The organism is Pseudomonas sp. MEJ086, assembly GCF_030209025.1.
Lineage (GTDB): Bacteria > Pseudomonadota > Gammaproteobacteria > Pseudomonadales > Pseudomonadaceae > Aquipseudomonas > Aquipseudomonas fulva_A.
Map to the genome: position 1 here is coordinate 1 of NZ_JARVSV010000042.1, position 5342 is coordinate 5342.

The window sequence follows — 5342 nt, forward strand, 5'->3', positions numbered from 1 at the left end:
CCAAACGTTCTTTAACAACTGAATCAAGCAATTCGTGTGGGTGCTTGTGGGTTAAGACTGAGTGATCGCAAGATTATCAGCATCACAAGTAAACACTCGTTAATTCGAGAGTTAACTCTCTAGCGATAGAGAGGTTTGCGATTGCTGAGCCAAGTTTAGGGTTTTCTCAAAACCCAATGCAGTATTGAACTGAAGAGTTTGATCATGGCTCAGATTGAACGCTGGCGGCAGGCCTAACACATGCAAGTCGAGCGGTTGACGGGAGCTTGCTCCCTGATTCAGCGGCGGACGGGTGAGTAATGCCTAGGAATCTGCCTATTAGTGGGGGACAACGTTTCGAAAGGAACGCTAATACCGCATACGTCCTACGGGAGAAAGCAGGGGACCTTCGGGCCTTGCGCTAATAGATGAGCCTAGGTCGGATTAGCTAGTTGGTGGGGTAAAGGCTCACCAAGGCGACGATCCGTAACTGGTCTGAGAGGATGATCAGTCACACTGGAACTGAGACACGGTCCAGACTCCTACGGGAGGCAGCAGTGGGGAATATTGGACAATGGGCGAAAGCCTGATCCAGCCATGCCGCGTGTGTGAAGAAGGTCTTCGGATTGTAAAGCACTTTAAGTTGGGAGGAAGGGCAGTAAATTAATACTTTGCTGTTTTGACGTTACCGACAGAATAAGCACCGGCTAACTCTGTGCCAGCAGCCGCGGTAATACAGAGGGTGCAAGCGTTAATCGGAATTACTGGGCGTAAAGCGCGCGTAGGTGGTTTGTTAAGTTGGATGTGAAAGCCCCGGGCTCAACCTGGGAACTGCATCCAAAACTGGCAAGCTAGAGTACGGTAGAGGGTGGTGGAATTTCCTGTGTAGCGGTGAAATGCGTAGATATAGGAAGGAACACCAGTGGCGAAGGCGACCACCTGGACTGATACTGACACTGAGGTGCGAAAGCGTGGGGAGCAAACAGGATTAGATACCCTGGTAGTCCACGCCGTAAACGATGTCAACTAGCCGTTGGAATCCTTGAGATTTTAGTGGCGCAGCTAACGCATTAAGTTGACCGCCTGGGGAGTACGGCCGCAAGGTTAAAACTCAAATGAATTGACGGGGGCCCGCACAAGCGGTGGAGCATGTGGTTTAATTCGAAGCAACGCGAAGAACCTTACCTGGCCTTGACATGCTGAGAACTTTCCAGAGATGGATTGGTGCCTTCGGGAACTCAGACACAGGTGCTGCATGGCTGTCGTCAGCTCGTGTCGTGAGATGTTGGGTTAAGTCCCGTAACGAGCGCAACCCTTGTCCTTAGTTACCAGCACGTTATGGTGGGAACTCTAAGGAGACTGCCGGTGACAAACCGGAGGAAGGTGGGGATGACGTCAAGTCATCATGGCCCTTACGGCCAGGGCTACACACGTGCTACAATGGTCGGTACAAAGGGTTGCCAAGCCGCGAGGTGGAGCTAATCCCATAAAACCGATCGTAGTCCGGATCGCAGTCTGCAACTCGACTGCGTGAAGTCGGAATCGCTAGTAATCGTGAATCAGAATGTCACGGTGAATACGTTCCCGGGCCTTGTACACACCGCCCGTCACACCATGGGAGTGGGTTGCACCAGAAGTAGCTAGTCTAACCTTCGGGAGGACGGTTACCACGGTGTGATTCATGACTGGGGTGAAGTCGTAACAAGGTAGCCGTAGGGGAACCTGCGGCTGGATCACCTCCTTAATCGAAGATCCCAGCTTCTCATAAGTACCCACACGAATTGCTTGATTCATTGCGAAAGACGATTGGGTCTGTAGCTCAGTTGGTTAGAGCGCACCCCTGATAAGGGTGAGGTCGGCAGTTCGAATCTGCCCAGACCCACCAATTGTTGAGGGTGCAGGCCTTGGAAGTATTTGGGGCCATAGCTCAGCTGGGAGAGCGCCTGCCTTGCACGCAGGAGGTCAGCGGTTCGATCCCGCTTGGCTCCACCACTTACAGCCGTTGTTGATGTGAATTAGAGTTCAGAAATGAGCATTCCTGTTTAGGCAGAAGAGTGTTGATTTCTGGTCTTTGACCAGTCAGAAAAATCGTTCTTTAAAAATTTGGGTATGTGATAGAAGTGACTGATTGATTACTTTCACTGGTAATTGATCTGGTCAAGGTAAAATTTGCGTTGTTCTCAAGTGCAAATTTTCGGCGAATGTCGTCTTCACGTTATAGACAGTAACCAGATTGCTTGGGGTTATATGGTCAAGTGAAGAAGCGCATACGGTGGATGCCTTGGCAGTCAGAGGCGATGAAAGACGTTGTAGCCTGCGATAAGCTTTGGGGAGTCGGCAAACAGACTGTGATCCAGAGATCTCTGAATGGGGGAACCCACCTAGCATAAGCTGGGTATCATGCACTGAATACATAGGTGCATGAGGCGAACCAGGGGAACTGAAACATCTAAGTACCCTGAGGAAAAGAAATCAACCGAGATTCCCTTAGTAGTGGCGAGCGAACGGGGACTAGCCCTTAAGTTGATTTGAGATTAGTGGAAGGCTCTGGAAAGTGCCGCCGTAGTGGGTGATAGCCCCGTACACGAAAATCTCTTTTCAATGAAATCGAGTAGGACGGAGCACGAGAAACTTTGTCTGAATATGGGGGGACCATCCTCCAAGGCTAAATACTACTGACTGACCGATAGTGAACTAGTACCGTGAGGGAAAGGCGAAAAGAACCCCGGAGAGGGGAGTGAAATAGATCCTGAAACCGTATGCGTACAAGCAGTGGGAGCAGACTTGTTCTGTGACTGCGTACCTTTTGTATAATGGGTCAGCGACTTATATTCAGTGGCGAGCTTAACCGAATAGGGGAGGCGTAGCGAAAGCGAGTCTTAATAGGGCGTTTAGTCGCTGGGTATAGACCCGAAACCGGGCGATCTATCCATGGGCAGGTTGAAGGTTGGGTAACACTAACTGGAGGACCGAACCGACTACCGTTGAAAAGTTAGCGGATGACCTGTGGATCGGAGTGAAAGGCTAATCAAGCTCGGAGATAGCTGGTTCTCCTCGAAAGCTATTTAGGTAGCGCCTCGTGTATCACTGCTGGGGGTAGAGCACTGTTTCGGCTAGGGGGTCATCCCGACTTACCAAACCGATGCAAACTCCGAATACCAGCAAGTGTCAGCACGGGAGACACACGGCGGGTGCTAACGTCCGTCGTGAAAAGGGAAACAACCCAGACCGTCAGCTAAGGTCCCAAAGTTATGGTTAAGTGGGAAACGATGTGGGAAGGCTTAGACAGCTAGGAGGTTGGCTTAGAAGCAGCCACCCTTTAAAGAAAGCGTAATAGCTCACTAGTCGAGTCGGCCTGCGCGGAAGATGTAACGGGGCTCAAACCATACACCGAAGCTACGGGTTCATCTTAGGATGAGCGGTAGAGGAGCGTTCTGTAAGCCTGTGAAGGTGAGTTGAGAAGCTTGCTGGAGGTATCAGAAGTGCGAATGCTGACATGAGTAACGACAATGGGAGTGAAAAACTCCCACGCCGAAAGACCAAGGTTTCCTGCGCAACGTTAATCGACGCAGGGTGAGTCGGCCCCTAAGGCGAGGCAGAAATGCGTAGTCGATGGGAAACGGGTTAATATTCCCGTACTTCTAATTACTGCGATGGAGGGACGGAGAAGGCTAGGCCAGCACGGCGTTGGTTGTCCGTGTTTAAGGTGGTAGGCTGAATGCTTAGGTAAATCCGGGCGTTCAAGGCCGAGAGCTGATGACGAGTTGTCCTTTAGGACGATGAAGTGGTTGATGCCATGCTTCCAGGAAAAGCTTCTAAGCTTCAGGTAATTAGGAACCGTACCCCAAACCGACACAGGTGGTTAGGTAGAGAATACCAAGGCGCTTGAGAGAACTCGGGTGAAGGAACTAGGCAAAATGGCACCGTAACTTCGGGAGAAGGTGCGCCGGTGAGTGTGAAGGGTTTACCCCGTAAGCACATGCCGGTCGAAGATACCAGGCCGCTGCGACTGTTTATTAAAAACACAGCACTCTGCAAACACGAAAGTGGACGTATAGGGTGTGACGCCTGCCCGGTGCCGGAAGGTTAATTGATGGGGTTAGCTAACGCGAAGCTCTTGATCGAAGCCCCGGTAAACGGCGGCCGTAACTATAACGGTCCTAAGGTAGCGAAATTCCTTGTCGGGTAAGTTCCGACCTGCACGAATGGCGTAACGATGGCGGCGCTGTCTCCACCCGAGACTCAGTGAAATTGAAATCGCTGTGAAGATGCAGTGTATCCGCGGCTAGACGGAAAGACCCCGTGAACCTTTACTATAGCTTTGCACTGGACTTTGAGCTTGCTTGTGTAGGATAGGTGGGAGGCTTTGAAGTGGGGACGCCAGTTCTCATGGAGCCAACCTTGAAATACCACCCTGGCAACCTTGAGGTTCTAACTCTGGTCCGTTATCCGGATCGAGGACAGTGTATGGTGGGTAGTTTGACTGGGGCGGTCTCCTCCTAAAGAGTAACGGAGGAGTACGAAGGTGCGCTCAGACCGGTCGGAAATCGGTCGTAGAGTATAAAGGCAAAAGCGCGCTTGACTGCGAGACAGACACGTCGAGCAGGTACGAAAGTAGGTCTTAGTGATCCGGTGGTTCTGTATGGAAGGGCCATCGCTCAACGGATAAAAGGTACTCCGGGGATAACAGGCTGATACCGCCCAAGAGTTCATATCGACGGCGGTGTTTGGCACCTCGATGTCGGCTCATCACATCCTGGGGCTGAAGCCGGTCCCAAGGGTATGGCTGTTCGCCATTTAAAGTGGTACGCGAGCTGGGTTTAGAACGTCGTGAGACAGTTCGGTCCCTATCTGCCGTGGACGTTTGAGATTTGAGAGGGGCTGCTCCTAGTACGAGAGGACCGGAGTGGACGAACCTCTGGTGTTCCGGTTGTCACGCCAGTGGCATTGCCGGGTAGCTATGTTCGGGAAAGATAACCGCTGAAAGCATCTAAGCGGGAAACTTGCCTCAAGATGAGATCTCACTGGAACCTTGAGTTCCCTAAAGGGCCGTCGAAGACTACGACGTTGATAGGCTGGGTGTGTAAGCGTTGTGAGGCGTTGAGCTAACCAGTACTAATTGCCCGTGAGGCTTGACCATATAACACCCAAACAATTTGGCTGTTAGACGGTAGAAGTCGACAGTAATGCCGAAAATTTGCAAGAACACGCAATACCAACCGATATCACATACCCAATTCGGGGAAGCGACCTAAACATCGACTCCCCAACCGGATTGCTTGACGACCATAGAGCGTTGGAACCACCTGATCCCATCCCGAACTCAGTAGTGAAACGATGCATCGCCGATGGTAGTGTGGGGT

General features: G+C 51.4%; 2 tRNA genes and 3 rRNA genes. All 5 read left to right on the forward strand.

Going from position 1 to position 5342, the window contains the following annotated elements:
* Window positions 1-186 precede the first annotated feature (186 nt).
* Window positions 187-1723: ribosomal RNA gene (locus QRN22_RS23915) — 16S ribosomal RNA — on the forward strand.
* A 64-nt stretch (window positions 1724-1787) separates the two neighbouring features.
* A tRNA-Ile gene (locus tag QRN22_RS23920) sits at window positions 1788-1864 on the forward strand.
* A gap of 31 nt (window positions 1865-1895) precedes the next feature.
* Window positions 1896-1971, forward strand: a tRNA-Ala gene (locus tag QRN22_RS23925).
* A 257-nt stretch (window positions 1972-2228) separates the two neighbouring features.
* Window positions 2229-5119 (forward strand): 23S ribosomal RNA (locus QRN22_RS23930).
* 138 nt (window positions 5120-5257) lie between these two features.
* Window positions 5258-5342, forward strand: a 5S ribosomal RNA gene (gene rrf / locus QRN22_RS23935); the annotation flags it as partial.